15 protein-coding genes are annotated in these 19,357 nt (G+C 44.7%); 11 read left to right on the forward strand and 4 right to left on the reverse strand.

What is annotated here, in order from left to right:
* Positions 1–9: 9 nt before the first annotated feature.
* The gene (locus ABTV53_RS14470) at positions 10–969 is read right to left on the reverse strand and encodes a LysR family transcriptional regulator (RefSeq protein WP_433753893.1); all 960 of its coding nucleotides are present in this window, start codon (positions 967–969) and stop codon (positions 10–12) included.
* Positions 970–1,201: 232 nt separating this feature from the next.
* Here ABTV53_RS14470 and ABTV53_RS14475 point away from each other — a divergent pair, with 232 nt between their 5' ends.
* The 4 genes from ABTV53_RS14475 to ABTV53_RS14490 are packed head-to-tail and all read left to right on the forward strand — an operon-like array spanning position 1,202 to position 5,682.
* On the forward strand, positions 1,202–1,759 hold the full coding sequence (locus ABTV53_RS14475; protein ID WP_433753895.1) for a DJ-1 family glyoxalase III: 558 nt from the start codon (positions 1,202–1,204) through the stop codon (positions 1,757–1,759).
* A gap of 12 nt (positions 1,760–1,771) precedes the next feature.
* The gene (locus tag ABTV53_RS14480) at positions 1,772–2,326 is read left to right on the forward strand and encodes a DJ-1 family glyoxalase III (protein ID WP_433753896.1); all 555 of its coding nucleotides are present in this window, start codon (positions 1,772–1,774) and stop codon (positions 2,324–2,326) included.
* Between the two features lie 27 nt (positions 2,327–2,353).
* Positions 2,354–4,255 carry a glucose PTS transporter subunit IIA gene (locus tag ABTV53_RS14485; protein WP_433753898.1) on the forward strand — a complete coding sequence of 634 codons (1,902 nt, stop codon included), beginning with the start codon at positions 2,354–2,356 and terminating at the stop codon, positions 4,253–4,255.
* A gap of 11 nt (positions 4,256–4,266) precedes the next feature.
* A complete protein-coding gene (locus ABTV53_RS14490) occupies positions 4,267–5,682 on the forward strand; it encodes a 6-phospho-beta-glucosidase (protein ID WP_433753900.1) in 1,416 nt (471 codons plus the stop codon).
* Between the two features lie 113 nt (positions 5,683–5,795).
* On the opposite strand, the gene ABTV53_RS14495 is transcribed toward ABTV53_RS14490, so the two are convergent.
* On the reverse strand, positions 5,796–7,160 hold the full coding sequence (locus tag ABTV53_RS14495; RefSeq protein ID WP_433754216.1) for an alkaline phosphatase: 1,365 nt from the start codon (positions 7,158–7,160) through the stop codon (positions 5,796–5,798).
* Positions 7,161–7,450: 290 nt separating this feature from the next.
* Between ABTV53_RS14495 and ABTV53_RS14500 the strand changes: the two genes are divergently transcribed.
* The 4 genes from ABTV53_RS14500 to ABTV53_RS14515 all read left to right on the forward strand — a co-directional run bounded on the left by ABTV53_RS14500 (position 7,451) and on the right by ABTV53_RS14515 (position 13,114).
* Positions 7,451–9,262, forward strand: a complete 1,812-nt coding sequence (locus tag ABTV53_RS14500; RefSeq protein ID WP_433754217.1) for a family 43 glycosylhydrolase — start codon at positions 7,451–7,453, stop codon at positions 9,260–9,262.
* Between the two features lie 228 nt (positions 9,263–9,490).
* Positions 9,491–9,805, forward strand: a complete 315-nt coding sequence (locus tag ABTV53_RS14505; RefSeq protein ID WP_091030120.1) for an ArsR/SmtB family transcription factor — start codon at positions 9,491–9,493, stop codon at positions 9,803–9,805.
* Positions 9,802–12,270, forward strand: a complete 2,469-nt coding sequence (locus tag ABTV53_RS14510) for an FAD-dependent oxidoreductase (RefSeq protein ID WP_433753903.1) — start codon at positions 9,802–9,804, stop codon at positions 12,268–12,270. Before ABTV53_RS14505 ends, ABTV53_RS14510 begins: the two co-directional genes overlap by 4 nt.
* Before the next feature lie 496 nt (positions 12,271–12,766).
* Entirely contained in the window at positions 12,767–13,114 is a 348-nt protein-coding gene (locus tag ABTV53_RS14515; protein WP_433753905.1) for an ROK family protein, read from the forward strand.
* 197 nt (positions 13,115–13,311) lie between these two features.
* On the opposite strand, the gene ABTV53_RS14520 is transcribed toward ABTV53_RS14515, so the two are convergent.
* Positions 13,312–14,085, reverse strand: a complete 774-nt coding sequence (locus ABTV53_RS14520) for a helix-turn-helix transcriptional regulator (RefSeq protein WP_433753907.1) — start codon at positions 14,083–14,085, stop codon at positions 13,312–13,314.
* A gap of 135 nt (positions 14,086–14,220) precedes the next feature.
* On the opposite strand from ABTV53_RS14520, the gene ABTV53_RS14525 reads away from it, so the two are divergent.
* Positions 14,221–15,642 carry a family 43 glycosylhydrolase gene (locus ABTV53_RS14525; protein ID WP_433753909.1) on the forward strand — a complete coding sequence of 474 codons (1,422 nt, stop codon included), beginning with the start codon at positions 14,221–14,223 and terminating at the stop codon, positions 15,640–15,642.
* Between the two features lie 179 nt (positions 15,643–15,821).
* Here the strand turns inward: ABTV53_RS14525 and ABTV53_RS14530 are convergent, their stop codons facing one another.
* On the reverse strand, positions 15,822–16,742 hold the full coding sequence (locus ABTV53_RS14530) for a helix-turn-helix domain-containing protein (protein ID WP_433753911.1): 921 nt from the start codon (positions 16,740–16,742) through the stop codon (positions 15,822–15,824).
* Positions 16,743–16,988: 246 nt separating this feature from the next.
* On the opposite strand from ABTV53_RS14530, the gene ABTV53_RS14535 reads away from it, so the two are divergent.
* Together ABTV53_RS14535 and gucD are read left to right on the forward strand one after the other, a co-directional pair.
* Positions 16,989–17,864, forward strand: coding sequence for a fumarylacetoacetate hydrolase family protein (locus tag ABTV53_RS14535; protein ID WP_433753913.1), 876 nt, complete (start codon positions 16,989–16,991; stop codon positions 17,862–17,864).
* 20 nt (positions 17,865–17,884) lie between these two features.
* Positions 17,885–19,351, forward strand: a complete 1,467-nt coding sequence (gene gucD, locus ABTV53_RS14540) for an alpha-ketoglutaric semialdehyde dehydrogenase GucD (protein ID WP_433753915.1) — start codon at positions 17,885–17,887, stop codon at positions 19,349–19,351.
* The last annotated feature ends 6 nt before the right edge of the window (positions 19,352–19,357 follow it).

The raw sequence follows: 19,357 nt of genomic DNA on the forward strand, positions 1-19,357 counted from the left end.
CAATTTGATTCAATTGCTTTGATGCAATGAAGGGGTGCAATAACGTTTGACTATTTTTTTTAAATCCTCTACGTAAGAGGGGAAAATTTTAGATTTGTGATAGATCAATGCGAGCGGGTGAAGATAGGAAAAATCAGCGATTGGAAATACATGAAGGTGAGAATTCGTATGATTAGACTCATTCAATGAATGAATCCCTGAAAGATACATCGTTAATGAAAAACTGGCCGCGTAATCCTCGGCACACAAAAGGTGATGGATATCCGGTTGCGTCAATTCGTTAATACAATGCAGGGATATGTTATGTTCAGCCAAATGTTTATCGAGCAAAATACGGGAATTGAAGTTTTTCTTATTCAGAACAAAGGGTACATGTTGAAACAGACTCAAATCCGCACCCTGATTAAATGTTTCGATGCACTCGGGATATTGATCAGGGAAATACTGCTTTAGCAAATTGTCCGAGATCACCATGTACATCTGCTCAAGCAGAATCGTTTCATACTTTACATTTTGCGTTACGATATTGTCTACACCAGAGAGAAACAGATCCAGTGAATTGTTTAACACCATCTCCTGCATTTGCGGTGAGGTTGTGCGATGAATTTTAAGCTCCACTTTGGGATGAAGGGCATAAAACTCTTTTAATAATTTCGGTACGATAAGGGGATAGCGTCCTTCGGTTATGCCAAAATGAATCGTGCCTGACTTGTCCTCCTTAAGGTCAGTAAGTTGATTCTCCATGTTTTGATCCAGCAGCTCAATATGACGAAGCGTATCTTGCATAATTTTCCCCGCTGCTGTCAGTGCAATTTTAGGTTTTCTTTCGAAGAATGCAACACCATGTTTTTCTTCCAAGCTTTTCAGGTATTTGCTTAGTGATTGATGGGAAATATATAGTCGTTTCGCTGCATTGGAAATGTTTAACTCTTCGGACAGAACCAAAAAATATTTATAGTTATTAAGCATGCATACCTCCTGAGGTAATCTTCTGTGTGACTCTGATGTAAATACTATAGATACAACACGGTTAAGGATCATCATACTGCAACTATTAGTTACATACAAGCAATATAAATGTGCTTTGGGGTTGCAAATATCTATGATAAATTATGAATGTATTCACGATGTCCATAGCGGTGTAAGCGTGAGCAATATGCAAATGTCTACTCCAAAATATAATTAACAGGAGGTTATGTGCGTGAGTAAAGTTGCAGTTCTATTAGCAGAAGGATTTGAAGAAAGTGAAACCCTGACAATTGTTGATATTTTGAGAAGAGCACATATTGAATGTCACATGATTAGTACTGTGGGTGAGATGGTTCGTGGTAGTCATGACATCGTGGTCAAGGCTGATGCGCTCATCAGTGAAGATGTTAGAACCTACGATATGATTGTACTCCCTGGAGGAATGCCTGGGGCCGCTAATCTTCGTGATGATGACCGTGTAATTCAACTTATTCAGGAAATGAACCAGTCAGGCAAATATGTAGCAGCCATGTGCGCGGCACCCCTTGCACTAGCCAAAGCAGGTGTGTTGGAGAACAAAAATTTTACCGCTTATGTAGGTTATGATCAGAAAATTGAAACCAGCGGTACCTTTAAAGAAGATATTGTTGTTCAAGATGGAAATCTGATTACAAGCCGCGGCCCCGCGACGTCTTATGCTTTCGCATTTGCATTAGTGGATGCCTTAGGCGGAGACAGTATGGCTGTCAAAAATCGTATGGTTTATTTCAATGCATTTAATGCTGAATAGGAGGGAACTGAAATGACGAATAAAGTAGCAGTATTGATGGCGGAAGGTTACGAAGAGGGCGAAACGCTGACGATTGTTGATATTTTGAGAAGAGCTGGATTGACCTGTGACACGTTTTATTTTGGTGATAAGTTGGTTAAGGGCATGCACGGCATTTTTGTAGAAGCAGACAAATCTTTTGGCGAAGAAGTAAAGCAGTATGACATGATCGTTCTGCCGGGAGGCCGCCCAGGTGGACAAAACCTGAAGGAAAATCCGGATGTGATTGACATGGTGCAGTACTTCAATCAGAACAATAAGTACATTGGCGCAATGTGTTCCGGTACGGTAGTACTGTCCGATGCCAAGGTCATTGAGGGCAAGGAAGTAACAGGATATGTGGGATATGCAGAAAAATTGATTGGAGGCATCTTTAAGGATGAGGTTGTCGTAGCAGACCAAAACCTCGTTACAAGCCAAGGGCCTGCAACACCTTATCCGTTTGCATACAAAATTGCAGAAATTTTTGGCAAAGATACATCTGACTTGCGTGAGAAGATGTTATATAACTTTGCCGGAGGCAAGTAAAGACAGCTAAGAGGGTGGGGGATCATATTGAAAACAGAGGAATTGGCTAAGGAAATTATCGCTAACATTGGACAGGATAATATTACGTATGCCACGCATTGTGCAACCAGATTGAGATTCAACGTAAAAGATGAGTCTCAGGTCAACTTGAAAGCGCTTGATCGGCTGGAAGGTGTCCTGCGAGCCCAGTTTAACAGCGGTCAGTTACAGATTATCATTGGCGCAAAAGTGAAAAGTGTTTTTGATGCAGTAAGTGATAAGCTTGACTTGGAAAATCAGGACATCGAAGTAAAAGCAGTACAGCAAAAAAAGAATGTGATTTCCCGAGTCGTGGAAACGGTGGCAGGTATATTCGGGCCAGTCATTCCAGTGTTGATTGGGTGCGGTATGGTGAAGTCTGTCCTTGCAATCCTGACGACAATGAATCTTCTTGAGACAACAAGTGGTGCGTACCAAACCTTTAGTCTGATTAGCGATCTTATTTTCTATTTTTTCCCCTTCTTTCTAGCAGTCAGCGCGGCCAAGAAGTTCAAAACCAACGAATATTTAGCTGTTGCTCTTGCTGGCGCTTACATGTATCCAACGATTATGGAAGGTGCTGCACAAGTAGCAGAAACCGGGGTCAACAGTTTAAGTTTTTTTGGACTTCCATTACTGCTCGTGAACTATAAGTCAACGATTATTCCGATTATTATTTCCGTTTGGGTGATGAGCTACGTCTATCGTTTTGTAAATAAGAGAATACCGGATATGTTTAAAATCTTGTTTGTACCTATGATTGTGTTGTTCATTATGGTTCCACTTGGATTAATTGTTTTTGGACCTTTAGGAACCTATTTCGGTAGTGGAGTAGCTCAAATTGTAACGTATTTGTATACGGTGAATGGCGTCATTGGTGCATTTTTGTTTGGAACATTCAGACCCCTTCTAATTATATTTGGCATGCATTACGCGATTACTCCAATTAACAGCCAGCTCATTGCTGAATATGGATACTCGGTAATTTCACCTGCAAACTTGACAGGCAATTTGGCGCAAGCTGGGGCATGTATTGGCGTATTCCTCTTATTGAAACATAAGGCGAGTAAATCCAGTGCTTTATCCAGTGGTGTGACGGCGATGTTTGGTATTACCGAACCGGCTATCTTCGGATTCAACCTTAAGTACAAGCGCCCATTTATCTGTGCGATGCTTGCAGGAGGTATCGGAGCAGCTTACATCAATTTCTGGGGCGGAGGAGCAACGGCTCTGATTCTGCCAGGTATCCTGGCCTTGCCAACCTATATCGCTGACAGTTATATTCACATCATTATCGGGGTAGCAATCAGCATTACGCTTGCACTGGTTGCCGTCTTGATCTGGGGAATTGAAGAAGAGATTCCAGCTCCAGTTACTGCAAATGTTGGCAATGGAACAGATGGTTCTGCTTCCGCTAATGTGATTATGCCGACCTCTGAATCCCATGCTTTGACTCGACCAACCGGAACACTGATCATTGGCTCTCCGATTAACGGAACAGTTAAAAATATAACTGAAATCGACGATCCCATCTTTGCTCTGGGGAGCGGTGCCGCAGTTGAATCAATCGACGGCAAAGTATACGCCCCATTTGACGGTAAGGTTGTATCTTTGTTCCCGACCAAACATGCCATTGGACTGATGTCGAATGAGGGTGTGGAAATGCTTGTTCATGTAGGTATAAATACAGTCAAGTTGAAAGGAAAGCATTTCACAGCTTATGTGCAGCAAGATCAAGTGATTAAGCAAGGTGATCTGCTGATCGAATGTGATCAGGAAGCTATTCGGGAAGCAGGATTTGATACGGTCGTGCCCATCATTATATCAAATACTTTTGAATATCAGAGAGTAGAGCAGATTGCTGAAGATCGAGTTGTCCAAAACGAAGCATTGCTACGCATTCACGCTTAGAGGTGGTAAATATGACTAAATTATCTGAAGACTTTCTTTGGGGAGGCGCTGCAGCGGCTAACCAATTAGAAGGTGGATGGGATCAGCGCGGCAAAGGAGTCAGTGTTGCGGATATCATGACAGCAGCAACACCTGGCATGGAGCGAACGATCACACAGGGAATTGAGGAGAATGTATATTACCCTAGTCATCAGGCTAGTGATTTTTATACAAGATACAAGGAAGATATTCAGTTATTTCATGAGATGGGATTCAAATGCTTTCGAACCAGCATCGCGTGGACACGAATATTTCCAAACGGAGATGAGACGGAACCGAATGAGGAAGGTCTGCAATTCTATGATGACTTGTTTGACACCTGTTTGGCACGCGGTATTCAGCCGGTTGTCACGATTTCTCACTTCGAAATGCCATATCACCTGGTAACCGAATATGGGGGATGGCGCAATCGAAAACTGATTGACTTCTTTCTAAACTACTGCGATGCAGTCTTCACCAGATATCGGACGAAGGTTAAGTACTGGATGACGTTTAACGAAATCAATATGATTGTGCGCAAGCCATGGAAGCCGGGGGGGATTCAGTGGGAAAATGGGGAAAATAAACTTCAGACCATGTACCAGGCTGCGCATTATATGCTGTTAGCCAGTGCCAAAGCAGTCAAACTCGGTAAAGAGATCAACCCGGACTTTTTGATCGGCGGCATGTTCCTTCATCCAACGTCATACGCAGCTACATGCGACCCAGATGATGTGTTAGCTCATGTCAAAAAGCTTCAACAAGCTTATTTTTTTCTCGATGTACATGTCAGAGGTAAATATCCGCGCTCATATTATGGTTTCCTGAAGCAGCATCAATTGGAAATAGAAACTGCTCCTGAGGATGAATTGATCCTGAGAGAAGGAACCATAGATTATATCGGATTCAGTTATTACTCCAGCTCTGTCGTGATGGCTAATCCAACCGATCAGGACAAGAGTGAGGGGAATGAAATAAGCGGTTATAAAAATCCGCTCTTACGTGCCAGTGAATGGGGATGGCAGATTGATCCGGTAGGTCTTCGGATTACACTAAACTGGCTGTATGATAAGTATGAGATCCCTCTATTTATTGTAGAAAATGGTTTAGGCGCAGTGGATACGCTCGAAGAGGATGGGTCAGTGCATGATCCGTATCGAATTGATTATCTTAGGCAGCATGTGAGTGAGATGAAAAAAGCGATTCTGGAAGATGGAGTCGAAGTGATAGGTTACACTCCTTGGGGTTGCATTGACCTTGTCAGTGCAGGAACAGGGGAGATGAAAAAGAGATATGGCTTAATCTATGTCGATAAAGACAATGATGGAAAGGGTTCATTAAAGCGAGTTAAAAAAGATTCTTTCTACTGGTATAAAGAATGTATTGAAAGTCATGGGAAGATAATATAACACTTCGGCAAGTACGCGAATGATCAATTAAAAGCCCTTCTCTCCACCGGCAACAAATGGAGGGAAGGGCTTAATCTTTTTCAAAGATTAACCGAAATTTATGGATAAGTTTTTTATTGGTGCTTGCTGAGAATATCAAATATGATCTTGGCATTATCTGTGTTGTCGATCAAACCGGCGAAGCGATGACTTGCCGGACCGTAGGCATAGACCGGAACATCTTCACCTGTATGTCCACCTGTTGTCCAGCCCGTAAATGAACGGTTATCAATAATCGCTTCAATGGCATTATCAATCTTCGTTACATCCGCACTTTTGGCTGCTTCTTTCACCGATAGAATCTCTTCCGGCTTCAACTCCAGTTTCAGATAACTTTTCAGTGTTTCTTCAACGGAAGCACCTTTTGCAATTTGTGCTGCCATGAAATCTGGCGTCCGCAGTGCAGCTTTGATCGGGTCTACGAAGAAGTTGTATTCCCCGTCTTTACCAAGAGCAAGTCCGCCCGTGGAGTGGTCGGCAGTAGCTACGACAAGTGTTTCACCATCTTTTTTGGCAAAATCAATAGCTGCCTGAAATGCTGCTGCAAAATCTTCCATTTCACTCATCGCGCCAACGATATCATTATCATGTCCTGCCCAGTCGATCTGACTGCCTTCGACCATTAGAAAGAATCCTTTATCGTTCGAACTGAGACGATCAATCGCTGTATTGGTCATCTCAGCCAGTGATGGAGTTGCAGCACTACGATCAATCAACTTGTCCAGACCTCCGTCCGCAAACAGCCCAAGAACTTGTTGGTTCTTATCCGCAAGGAGAGAGGTTCGGTCTGTCACATAGCTGTATCCGGCCTTTTGGAACTCCTTCGTAAGATCACGACCTTCGCGTACAAAATTGGATTCCCCTCCACCCAGAAGTACATCCACCTTATGCTTGCCATTAATCAACTCATCATAATAATCGTCGGCAATGGCATCCATATTTTTTCGACTGATATCATGGGCACCAAATGCAGCGGGTGTGGCATGAGTGATCTCCGATGTAGCCACGAGTCCGGTAGCCTTACCGTTTTCTTTTGCCTGCTCAAGTACAGTTTTGACTTCCTTCTGTTCAGGGTCAACCGCAATGGCTGCATTGTAGGTTTTTACACCTGCCGACATGGCCGTTGCTGCGGAAGCTGAATCCGTCACATTTTGTTTATCATCATCCGGATAGGTCATTTGTGCCCCAACCAGATATGGGTCAAATACGGTTTTGTCCATGCCCTTCGTCGAAGGATCATCTTTCATATAACGGTAAGCGGAAGTATAAGAGGTGCCCATGCCATCCCCAATGAGGAAGATAATGTTCTTGATTTGTTTTTTCTCCACACTTACAGCTTGAACGGCACTTGCTTGTTCTGCAGACAAGAGAGTAGAAGCCGATACAGCCAGAGTTAGCGCTACCGCTGGAAATATTCTTTTGGATAATTTCACAATAATTCCTCCTCGTCATATCTCAAAAAAAAGATGAATGCATGAATTCATATTCATTTGTTCATCATCAAGAAGATTAGCATTCATTTGTAAATGAAAACCAGGAATTTTGTATACCTGAGGTAAAATAAAGGGATGTGTTAATTATTTGCAAGAGGAGTAAGTCAAACATACGAGATACAAAAATATACTCATTCCGCTATTTTTGAAGTATGATACAACATAAGTAGAACGCTTTCATTTTTGTTGCTGCGAATATAAAGTCAATTTCACTTTCAGGAGGCTCTTTACTATTGATGAAAACAACTCCATATTATGATGGGTATCTCTTTGTACATTTTATTGGCGAACAACCAGATGGAGAGCAGGTTTATTTCTCCTATAGCGAGGATGGTCTTCACTGGAAGGATCTTAATGGCGGATCGCCTGTGCTGTTTTCCGAGCTTGGAGAAAAAGGGGTAAGGGACCCGTTTCTGATTCGGGCAATCAAGGACAATAAATTTTATCTGATTGCTACAGATCTTCGCATCGCAAGCGGTAAAGGATGGACTCATGCCGTTAATGCCGGGAGCCGTGATGTAATTATATGGGAATCCAGCAATCTCGTGAACTGGTCATCCCCCTGGAACGTCACACTAGGTGTTGAGGGAGCTGGATGTGTCTGGGCACCGGAAGCTGTGTATGATGAAATAACAGATGAGTTTCTTGTGTTCTGGGCTTCTGCTACGCAGGAGCCTCAAGAGCCTGAACGAAAGCAAAAAATATACAGCGCTCGTACAAAAGACTTTCGTACGTTCTCGGCATCGGAAAAATACATTGAGCGGGACAATCATATTATTGATACAACGATTCTTCCAGCGGCGGGCTCTTACTATCGATACTCCAAGGATGAAACAACTAAAAACATACGAGTAGAAAAAGGAGACTCTCTTGACAAAGACGCGTTCGTTACGCTGCAAGCCCCGCTACTGGAGGCTGTGGCAGGAGTGGAGGGCCCTCAAATCTTCAAATTCAATGACCGGGAGGAATGGTGCCTGATTGTTGATCGATTTGCTGAAGGCAAGGGTTATCTTCCTCTGCTGACTACAGATCTGGGAAGCGGAGAATTCCGAATCGTCCCTGATGGTGATTTTGATATGGGAACAACTCAAAAGCGGCATGGAAGTGTCCTGCCAATCACAGCTGCCGAGTGCTGCCGACTTCTCGCGGCTTTTGGGGATGGTCATCAGGTGCTTCCCGGACAATATGCTGATCCTGATGTCGCAAAGTTTGAGGATCGTTACTATATGTATCCGACAACAGATGGTTTCGATGGGTGGTCGGGGACACAGTTCAAGGTGTTTTCTTCTTCAGATCTGAAGCACTGGCAAGACGAAGGTGTGATTCTTGATCTGGGAACAGAGGATGTCCCTTGGGCAACAGGTAATGCCTGGGCACCGGCAATTGCCAGCCGGAACGGAAAATTCTATTTTTATTTCTGTGGCAAAATGCGTAACGGAGAGAGTGCCATTGGCGTTGCTGTAGCAGATACACCGATTGGTCCATTCCTGGCCGAGTCGCAGCCTTTAATCACAATGGAGCAGTTGAAACGTCTGGGCCTTAACATGGGCCAAGCTATTGATCCCTCCATTTATATCGAGGATGATGGAAGATCGTATTTGCTATTTGGCAATGGACATGCTGCCATTGTGGAGCTTTGTGAAGACATGATCAGTGTAGTGGAGGACACTATGAGCAATCTGGCGGGCTTGCATGATTTTCGTGAGGCGGTAACTGTGTTCAAGCAGGATGGACTATACCACTTTACGTGGTCCTGTGATGATACAGGCAGCGAAGACTATCATGTGAATTACGGTACGTCAGAGCAATTATACGGTCCAATTACCTATCGTTATCCGATTCTGAGCAAAAATGTTGAGAAGGGCATGCTGGGCACAGGTCATCACTGTATATTTAATAATTCCGAAACGGGGCAATACTGGATTGCCTATCACCGTTTTGTCACGCCACTATCCCGATTTTCCTCTGGAAAGGGTTATCATCGCGAAATATGTATGGACCCACTTCTGCTTGGTAAGAACGGAATGATTCAGCCTGTTATACTCTAATATAAGGCGTTTCATTAAATCGCTATCTATAAAGCCTCATACAATCAATGCCTGTCAAATGTCGCTTTTAGCGGTTTTGGCAGGTATTTTTATCATTCATCTGGAACGAGCCAAAACCATAAGGTTGAGCGGGTATGAGACTAATTGAACACATTCACTCCAGAATACATTTGACATCCATATCAATAAAACGTATTATTACGATATAACGATTTAGGAGGAATACTTTTGAACACTCCCGCTTTTGACAGCAATAATATTAAACAGTTCGATGAACCTGCCAATTTGCTGAAAGCTTTGTCTCACCCCATTCGTTTATGCATAGTGCGGGGATTGATGCAGAAGAAGAAATGTAATGTTTCATATATGCAGGAATGTCTAGATCTTCCCCAATCTACCGTGTCTCAGCACCTCCAGAAGCTTCGTAGTGCAGGTATTGTTGCTACCGAGCGGAATGGTCTTGAAGTGAACTATGTGCTTGCCGATCAACGGGTTGAACAGATTATCAAAACCTTATTTGAAAAGGATGATTGTGAATCATGAGCAAAAAAGTACTTATTGTTGGCGGTGTAGCTGGAGGTGCTTCTGCAGCTGCACGTCTTCGCCGTCTGGATGAACATGCCGAGATTATTATCTTTGAGAAAGGACCCTATATCTCATTTGCCAATTGTGGCTTGCCTTATTATATAGGTGGCTCAATTGCGGATCGAGAGCGTCTGCTGGTGCAAACGCCCAAAGGGATGGCTGATCGTTTTCGTATCGATGTGCGTACAAGAAGTGAGGTTATAGCTATTGATTCGCAGAAGCGAGTGGTTAAGATACAATCCAAGGAGCGCGGTGAGTATGAAGAAAGCTATGACGAGTTGATATTGTCACCGGGTGCCAAACCGCTCATTCCCGATTTGCCGGGTAAAGACAATCCGCTAATTTATACCGTACGAAGCATTCCAGATATTGATCGGATCAAAGACCAGGTAAATTCTTCTAACAACAAGTCTGCGATCGTCATAGGCGGTGGATTTATAGGCGTAGAAATGGCTGAGAATTTAAAGGAAGCTGGTCTGGATGTAACGCTGATTGAGGGGAACGCACAAGTACTCACACCATATGATACCGAGTTAGCAGCCGCATTGGCACAGGAAATGGAGAATCATGGTGTGAACCTGCTGTTCTCCAAACGTGTTCAGGGATTCCATTCCCTGGAGCAGGGCATAGGGGTTGAACTTGCGGATGGTCACACGCTGACTGCTGACATGGTTATTCTTGCAATAGGCGTCACGCCGGACACCTCTTTTTTGAAAGATAGCGGCATTTCGCTGGGTGCACGTGGACATATTATCGTAAATGAAGCTTTAGAAAGCAGTGTGCCACATATCTATGCTGTTGGGGATGCCATCGAAGTAACGGAAACCATTCATGGTACGAAGGCAACGATACCACTTGCCGGACCTGCCAACAAACAAGGTCGTATTGTTGCCGACCGGATCGCAGGGCTTCCTTCTACCTATAAAGGAACACAAGGTACGTCCATTATCAAAGTATTTGGAATGACCGCAGCCACGACAGGCAGTAATGAGAAAACACTACAGCGTCTCGGCGTGGAATATCAAACCGTCATCGTACACCCTGCTTCTCATGCATCGTATTATCCGGGTTCAAGCGCAATTACACTTAAACTGCTGTTTACTCCGGAAGGTAAAATCTTAGGCGCACAAGCAGTCGGTTATGATGGAGTGGATAAGCGAATTGATGATATTGCTGTTGCCATTCATTTTGGAGGGCATGTCCGGGATTTAACAGAGCTTGAACTGAGTTACGCGCCGCCGTATTCTTCTGCCAAAGATCCCGTGAATATGGCTGGATATGCAGCAGAGAATATGATCACTGGACGTGTGCAGACGTTCACCTATAATCAACTGGCTGATCGTCAGCAGGAGCAGTCGATACTTCTGGATGTTCGCAGTGAAATCGAGCATCAAAATGGTCATATTCCGGGTTCACTCTCTATTCCAGTCGATGAGCTTCGTGAACGGTTGGATGAATTAGACCCATCCAAAGAAATCTGGCTATACTGTCAAGTCGGCTTGCGTGGTTATACAGCTTCGCAAATTCTGCGTCAGCATGGTTTTAGCGTGAAAAACTTAAGTGGTGGTTATAAAACGTACCGGCAAGCCCAGTTTAAGCCCGCTCCATTTACTGCTGTAAGACAAGATCATCATGAAACTGTGTTTGACGTTAAGAAAAAGGAGTCCATTCCCACTGACTCGACACAGCCGCAACGTATTGATCATGACTTGAACGTATGCGGATTGAGTTGTCCTGGTCCGCTAATTCAAGTGAAGCAGAAAATGGATCAACTCTCGAACGGAGAAACCCTTCGGGTGAAAGCTTCCGATCCAGGCTTTTATGAAGATGTCAAAGCATGGGCCTCGATGTCTGGCTCCACAATCCTGCAGTTGGAAAGAATGAAGGGCGGGACCATTGAGTCTGTCATTGTTAAAAATACGGCACAACCCGTATCGGATGCCCCCATCAGCGATCCTGCCAGCACGATGGTTGTTTTCAGTGGCGATCTAGATAAAGCAATCGCTTCACTCATTATTGCAAATGGGGGAGCAGCCAGTGGAAGAAAAGTAACCCTGTTTTTCACATTTTGGGGATTGAGTATTATTCGTAAATCACAACAGCAGAAGTTATCCAAAACGATGATCGGTCGTATGTTTGATATGATGTTACCTCGCGGCAGTCAGAAGCTTGGCATGTCCAAAATGAATATGCTCGGAGCAGGCCCGAAAATGATCCGTGGTTTGATGAAAAAACATCACGTGCCTTCGTTGGAAGAATTGCTAGAGAGCGCAATTGCTCAAGGAGTAGAGATCGTTGCCTGCCAAATGTCCATGGATTTAATGGGAATTCAGCGTGAAGAATTAATAGACCAAGTTAAAATTGGTGGTGTAGGTTATTATCTTGGACAAGCATCACAAGCAAATCATAACCTGTTTATATAAAAAAATATCAAGTAGGTTTATGTAAAATATGAACAGAGATCTTCAGCAGTGAATGCTGAAGATCTCTGTTGGTTTATAAGAAAGTTATAATGAGATTCTCGGCCCCGACAAGGATACAAGCCCAAGGTCTGATTATCATTGCTGCACAGCTGGCATCAGAAGTCTGGAATGAAAATGAGATCAAAAATAAGAACATGTGCATATCAAATTAAATGAGAGCGGAGATTATTATGCGAAAATACATAATTGAAATTGATTTGGTTGGAACCAATGTTAAGTCCTCCATTTTCACCCTGAGTTTCAAAAAATTCACGAAAGAAGCGACCCAACTGAGGCGGCAAAAGAACCGTTTCATGTATTAAATCGAATAATAGACATTATTCAAGAGATGCTGCTTTCCGAGGGAATCCAGCCCGCTTCAATTCTGTGCATGGGTGTGTCTGCGATAGGAATTGTCAAAACCTGTACAGACAAGCTGGAGGAAGGCCGATCAAGTATGATTCTGGAATGGGTAGGAGAGGATTGGACGACAATTACTGCCCGTATGATCTCGGAAGCATATGATCTTGGCGATTCACTTGCAATTGAAGTTATGCATGAGACTGGTAAGTTTCTCGGATTTGGTCTATCCAATGTAATCAATCTGTTCAATCCTGAAATGATTATTATTGGTGGAGGAATGTCGGCAGCCGGTGATCGATTGCTGAATACAGTACGTGACACTGTTGAGAAACATGCGCTAAAGCTTTCACCTCATGCATGTAAAATAGTGCAAGCGAAATTGGGTGGGCAAGCAGGGATGATTGGTGCGGCTGCATATGCCAGAAACAAGATGTCATTATAAAGTATCCCAATATGATAATTGATCAATTTTGCTTGAGAATATGTCATTGCATCATACAGACTAAAACCTTAACTTAAAATGACAGCAGAGAACGCTAATAAGCCGGATGACGTTTATACCAATTGGATGGCTAAGTTATGTGTAAACGCCCATTGGACAGAGTGGGAGAGTGAGATTTATCTCTCAATTCTGTTCTGTCAGCCGTGCTCTTCATGTCGTTTATGAAACTGTTTAGGTGAGGAACCGGTCATTTGTTTGAATTGCCTGCAAAAATGCTCGACATTACGGTACCCGCATCTGTCGGCGATCTCTGCAACCGTATATTGATGATGTCTGAGATATTCTTTAGCTAACCGAATTCGGCTATGGATTACATCATCCATACACGACACCCCAAAGGAGTTCTTATATATAAACTGTAAGTACCCCGGACTAATATTCATGGTTTTGGCCATGGCAGCAACTGTCCATGGTTGACTCGGATTATTGTGAATCTCTGTTCGAAGCTTCATCAGAGGATAATGCTGCGGGCCAATATTCTCTTGAACGCAAGACTCCAACAGCTTGTTGAACAGCGTTCGAAGTAAATAATCTATCGTTGATTCTCGGTAGTTTTTCTGGAAAGAATGCTCAGCAACAAGTAGTTGAAACAGCTTGTGACAAAATTCAGGATCATCTAATGGAAATGGTTCGCCCATCGGTAGGGAAGTTTCGGTTACATACATCTCATCACTTTCAAAACGAATCCAATCGTTCACATATTGCTCCGTACAAGAGCGGTAATATATTTTCTGATGAGGTGGATATAGTACGGCACAATGAGGTGGATAATCTATCAGTTTCCCACCCACCCAGAACTGTGCCGGAGTCTGCGTAACAACTAACAGCCAGCAATCATGACCATCGGGAATATCAAACACAAACGGATTGTGATGGGCAGCATCATATTCAACGTAAAAAATAGTATTCATTGTTCTTCACCTTTACTGTGCAGGTTATGGAATAAATAGAGACACTTATGGAACATTGTAGTTGTTTCCTATTATACGAAAGTTACCGTCAGTGTAATAGACTATCTATCACTTTAAACAAGGAGTGTACGTTGAATGAATAAACAAGGTTTGAATCCATACCTTCCATCCTGGGAATATGTCCCTGACGGCGAGCCTTATGTATTCAATGAAAGAGTGTATGTGTATGGTTCACATGACCGTTTTAACGGACATGCCTTCTGTCTGAACGATTATGTATGCTGGTCTGCACCCGTGAATGACCTTGGGAATTGGAGAAATGAAGGGGTGATCTACCGAAAAACAGATGACCCGCTGAATCCGAATGGACATATGTGTTTGTATGCGCCAGATGTTACGTTGGGTCCCGATGGGCGGTATTATCTGTATTATGTGCTGGATAAGGTACCCGTTGTTTCAGTGGCTGTATGTGATACACCTGCTGGCAAATATGAATTCTACGGTTATGTACAGTATGGCGATGGCATTCGTCTGGGTGAAAAGGAAGGGGATGAGCCCCAGTTCGATCCCGGCGTGATGACTGAAGGACAGTACACTTATCTGTATACCGGCTTCTGTGCGGCCGGAGACCAATCAAGACATGGTGCGATGGCCACGATGCTAGGTCCGGATATGCTGACGATTGTGGAAGAACCTGTATTCATAGCACCGAGCGAGCCTTACAGTGAGGGCAGCGGTTATGAGGGTCATGAATTTTTTGAGGCGCCTTCCATCCGGAAGAGAGGTGATACCTACTACCTGGTGTATTCCTCCATCGTTATGCATGAATTATGTTATGCCACCAGCCTGTTTCCAAATAAAGGATTTACATATCAGGGCGTCATCGTAAGCAACTGTGATCTCCATATCGACTCCTACAAACCTGCTGACAAACCCATGTATTATGGAGGCAATAACCACGGCAGCATTGTGGAGATCAACGGAGACTGGTATGTCTTCTATCACCGTCATACCAATGGGGACGCATTTAACCGACAGGGCTGTATTGAGAAGATATCTTTTCAGGAGGACGGAAGAATTCTTCAGGTGAAAATGACCTCCTGCGGCCCAAATGGTAGAGCGTTGGAAGGAAGAGGTGAGTACCCTGCGTATCTTGCATGCAATCTTTTTACCCAGGATGATCAGAGGTATACTGGAGGATTCGGGGCAGGAGCCTGGCTGGACAGCCGCTTTCCGAAGATCACCCAGGATGGTAGAGACGGTGATGAAGAGACCGGATATATTGCCAATATGGTTGAATCCGCAACGGCAGGATTTAAGTATTTTGATTGCAAAGGGATTCGCCAGGTCTCGATCAAGGTGCGCGGATATTGTAACGGGGTATTCGAGGTCAAAACCGCATGGGACGGTCCTGCACTGGGTACAATCCCGGTACATTTTACAAATCATTGGAAATCCTATACAGCCAAGATTATTATTCCTGATGGTATACAGGCGTTGTATTTTACATATAAGGGTTCGGGAAGTGCGAGCCTCGCTGCATTTATTTTAGCGTAAATGTAACACCCGAACATCGGCGGCCCGAGAAAGAAAGAGCAGCTTCTGGACATCCAGCAGCTGCTCTTTGTGGTTAACTCCTGCGGCTCAGAGAATGCTGCATCTCATGGTCGTAATGCTATTACTGGAATGGTCAGCTGGCCTTGGAATTCCAGAAATTTTCTCAGGAATTCGAAAAGTCAAGTAGAGTCATCTGTATGTGTGGCTTCTCCGGCCTGTTGCGAATGGCTGCGAAATTCACTTGGCGCGATGCCTGTCCACCGCTTGAACTGGCGGCTGAAATGGGCGTTGGTTTTATACCCCAGCATCATCGCAATATGGTCTATGTTCAAGTCGGTTTGTTTTAAAAGCCGCTGCGCTTCGTTCAGAAGGGTTTCGGATAGAAACTTACGCGGAGCGATGCCGTATACCTGCCGAAAAATACGATTAACCTGTGACGGGCTAATGCTCAGCGACTTGGCAATATCCTGAATCCAGGTTCGCTCACTTTCCTGAATTTCCCCGTGAAGATGGATATATCTCACCGAATCCTCAATGTGCTCAGCAATCTGATGGGCAATGATTTCTTTTCTCGACAACGTAACGGATGCTTGCTGAGATAATTGTCCGACCAGGGAACCGAGCAGTTCAAACACGGCGGCATGTACCTTCATCTGCTTGGAAGAAGTTAGCGAACTCGACAAGTGTTCTGTGGCCAGATTATACAAGGTAGACAGGGAAGAGGACAGCCCCAGAGCCAAATTCGAATTTGCCGGATAATAGATGTCTTTGCAACGGTTGAGTTCTCTGCAAAAGGACGTATCCTGTACACTGAAATGCACGGAAAAGTACGTGAATCCCTCCGGTCCGGCACCTGTACAGGAATGCGTCATACCAGGGCGAATGAACAGAAGATCGCCTACAGTTTGACTGTATAACTGTCCGTTAACAACCATATTCATCTGGCCGTCCATCATCCAGTGCACTTCATACATTGAATGCTCATGAGACGGATACGTCCAGCTTGAATCCACTTTTCTTGCATGTAGCCCCAATAATTGAAAAGACATGCGAACATCGGGCAGACGACCCAAATACACGGCTTCCGAAAGCTTGGCCACAGCACTCCAACCTCCTTATCCTTTTATAATCCAATTATCATTTCGTTAATATCCACTGAACTCAGAATGCACACAGAGACGGGAGATGAGTACATCATCTTTGGTTCATCTAATCTAGATTTATTTTAACAGAAAAAAAATGCGTGAAAAGGGTAATTCGTTGGAGTGATTAGAACATCGTCACGAAACCTGGCTGGTGCTATGGTAATATTATCAACCCAATAGGGAGAATGGGGGCAAGCTTGAATGCGAATTATTCGATTTCTGGACGGGCAACAAAAGTGGCTGGCAGCCGTTACGGATGATGAAAAAGCCTATCGTTTGCCGCAAGCCGATTTTATGACTTTGATCCATCAAGCAAAAGAACAAGGGATATCACCTGTTCAACTTGTTGAAAGCGCTTTTAAACCATTGAACAAGCTGACGGATGATTGGACTACCTTGCACCTGATCACACCAGTGGATGCCCCGGAAGTATGGGCGGCAGGTGTTACGTATCAACGAAGCAGGGAAGCGAGAAATTATGAAGCGACGGATGGAAAAATGGATGCAACGACCTTTTACGATAAGGTATACGATGCGGAAAGACCCGAAATCTTCTTTAAATCCACGGCAGCACGAACGGTAGGTCCGAATGATGCCGTCACGCTCCGAAGCGACTCCACGTGGCAGATCCCGGAGCCTGAGCTTGGATTGGTGCTTGCGGGTGACGGAAGTATTGTAGGATACATTGCCGGTAATGACATGAGCTGCCGTGATATTGAAGGGGAGAATCCGCTGTATCTGCCACAAGCCAAAATGTGGCGCAACTCCTGCTCCATCGGTCCGGCTATCCGATTGGCAGAAACGGTGCAGAATCCCTACGCATTCAGCATTGTCTGCGAAATTTATCGCGCAGGTGAACTGGTTGTCAAAAGCGAGGCAAACACAAGTGAATTAAACCGTAAGCTGGATGAATTGGTCACTTTTTTAGCAAGGGACAATGATTTGTTTGACGGTACGGTTCTTTTGACAGGTACAAGTATCGTTCCCCCTAATGAATTTACACTTGAACCCGGAGACCGCATCGAAATAACCATTAGCGATATCGGGACACTCGTGAATTCTGTTATTTCAAACTAATCTATAAGGAGGATAAGGCTATGACCGCATTTCAAGTGGAGCAGACATACCACAATTATATTAACGGAGAATGGGTGAAGGCTGTGTCTGGTGAGACCGAACCGAGCATCAATCCGGCGAATCGGAAGGAAGTCGTCGGCTATGTACCCACTTCCGGCGTAGAGGATTTGAATCGGGCTGTCTCAGCGGCGAAGGAAGCAGCAAAAAAATGGCGGAGGTTATCGGGTGCAGAACGCGGCAACTATCTATTTCAGGCAGCAAATGTGCTGGAACGCCGGGCCGATGAAGTCGCAGAGGCGATGACCAGGGAAATGGGCAAAACACTTCCTGAAGCCAAAGGAGAGACGATGCGCGGTGTCGCGATCTTAAGGTATTACGCCGGAGAAGGCATGCGAAAAACAGGAGATGTCATTCCATCAACGGACAGCGAAGCGCTGATGTTTACGACTCGTGTACCCCTTGGCGTAGTAGGAGTCATTGCCCCTTGGAATTTCCCAGTAGCCATTCCGATTTGGAAAATGGCTCCGGCCTTAATCTATGGCAATACAGTTGTGTTGAAGCCGGCTCAGGAAGCTGCGGTCACGGCGGCTAAAGTCATGGAATGTTTTGAAGAGGCGGGCATCCCGGCAGGCGTTCTTAATCTGATCTGCGGCAGAGGCTCAGTGATCGGTTCAGCACTTGCCGAGCATCCGGATGTGGGAGGAATAACGTTCACGGGTTCCAATGAAGTGGGGAAACGGGTCGGTGCTGCAGCGCTAGCACGTGGGGCCAAGTATCAACTTGAGATGGGTGGCAAAAACCCGATCATCATTGCAGCTGACGCTGACCTGGATTTGGCTGTCGAAGCCACCATCAGTGGTGGATTGAAATCAACAGGGCAAAAATGTACAGCTACCAGTAAGGTCATCATTGAACGAAACGTATACGATGCCTTTAAAGAAAAACTGCTCTCGCAAATCCAGGAAATCCGGCTGGGTGACGGCATGTCTGCTGGAACCTGGATGGGACCATGTGCGAGTGAAGGACAACTCAATACGGTGCTGAGTTATATCCAAAAAGGACAGGATGAAGGTGCCGTTCTGCTTGCTGGCGGAAAAAGAGGAGACGGTCCCGGACTGGAAGAGGGATTCTATGTGCAACCGACTGTATTTGAAGGGGTCGAATCCCATATGTCCATTGCCCGGGAAGAAATCTTCGGTCCGGTTCTGGCCTTAATTGCAGTAGATTCCCTGGAGGAAGCGATTGAAGCGGCGAATGACAGCGATTACGGCTTAAGTGCTTCCATCTATACTCAGAACGTAGGGGCGATGCTGTCCTTCATCCGGGACATGGATGCAGGACTCGTCAGAATTAATGCAGAAACGGCCGGCGTAGAGCTGCAAGCTCCGTTCGGTGGAATGAAGATGTCAAGTTCACATTCCAGAGAACAGGGACAAGCGGCTATCGAGTTTTTCACGGCCATCAAAACGGTCTTCGTGAAGTCATAAACTGTG

This window comes from Paenibacillus amylolyticus, assembly GCF_050990605.1.
Classification (GTDB): Bacteria; Bacillota; Bacilli; order Paenibacillales; family Paenibacillaceae; genus Paenibacillus; species Paenibacillus amylolyticus_H.

Bases quoted from the DNA above. Each gene is read 5' to 3' on its own strand.
- ABTV53_RS14500 (WP_433754217.1), top strand. From the start codon at position 7,451: ATGAAAACAACTCCATATTATGATGGGTATCTCTTTGTACATTTTATT.
- ABTV53_RS14520 (WP_433753907.1), bottom strand. From the start codon at position 14,085: ATGAATACTATTTTTTACGTTGAATATGATGCTGCCCATCACAATCCG.
- ABTV53_RS14510 (WP_433753903.1), top strand. From the start codon at position 9,802: ATGAGCAAAAAAGTACTTATTGTTGGCGGTGTAGCTGGAGGTGCTTCT.
- ABTV53_RS14490 (WP_433753900.1), top strand. From the start codon at position 4,267: ATGACTAAATTATCTGAAGACTTTCTTTGGGGAGGCGCTGCAGCGGCT.
- ABTV53_RS14470 (WP_433753893.1), bottom strand. From the start codon at position 969: ATGCTTAATAACTATAAATATTTTTTGGTTCTGTCCGAAGAGTTAAAC.
- ABTV53_RS14525 (WP_433753909.1), top strand. From the start codon at position 14,221: ATGAATAAACAAGGTTTGAATCCATACCTTCCATCCTGGGAATATGTC.
- ABTV53_RS14535 (WP_433753913.1), top strand. From the start codon at position 16,989: ATGCGAATTATTCGATTTCTGGACGGGCAACAAAAGTGGCTGGCAGCC.
- ABTV53_RS14515 (WP_433753905.1), top strand. From the start codon at position 12,767: ATGATTCTGGAATGGGTAGGAGAGGATTGGACGACAATTACTGCCCGT.
- ABTV53_RS14480 (WP_433753896.1), top strand. From the start codon at position 1,772: ATGACGAATAAAGTAGCAGTATTGATGGCGGAAGGTTACGAAGAGGGC.
- gucD (WP_433753915.1), top strand. From the start codon at position 17,885: ATGACCGCATTTCAAGTGGAGCAGACATACCACAATTATATTAACGGA.